This window comes from Cellulomonas sp. GbtcB1 (assembly GCF_019091725.1).
GTDB lineage: Bacteria > Actinomycetota > Actinomycetes > Actinomycetales > Cellulomonadaceae > Cellulomonas.
Genome location: NZ_JAGXJG010000155.1, coordinates 1 through 410, shown reverse-complemented (window position 1 = coordinate 410; position 410 = coordinate 1). Strand labels below are relative to the sequence as shown.

The following is a 410-nucleotide window of genomic DNA, read 5'->3' as shown; positions in this document are numbered from 1 at the left end:
AGCAGCACCTGGCCGAGCACGACCAGCGCGAGCAGCACGGGCACGACCGCGCCCCAGCCGGTGCCGTTCAGGCTGCCGGTGGGCCAGCGCATGGTCTCCTGCAGCTCCCAGCGCGGCGCCTTGCTCAGCGCGTACGAGGTGACGCTCTCCATCATCGCGGCGACGCCGATGCCGATGAGGACCAGCCGGGTGCCGAGCACCCCCCGCCGGAACGACAGCACGTAGACCAGCGCGGCAACGCCGAGCCCGGCGGTGATCGCGAACAGCGAGACCTGCGCCCCGCCCAGCCCGAGGAACACGATGCCGACCGCGGCGGCCGCGCTGGCGCCCGTGCTGATGCCGATGGTGTCCGGGCTTGCCAGCGGGTTGCGCAGCATGGTCTGGAAGCTCACGCCGCCCAGGCCGAAGCA

The 410-nt window shown here is 72.9% G+C and carries 1 protein-coding gene; it reads right to left on the bottom strand.

Annotation, left to right across the window (positions count from 1 at the left end):
• Positions 1–392: iron chelate uptake ABC transporter family permease subunit (locus KVT14_RS20130; protein ID WP_308161187.1), on the bottom strand; the 392-nt coding region annotated here is incomplete at its 3' end.
• Positions 393–410 lie beyond the last annotated feature (18 nt).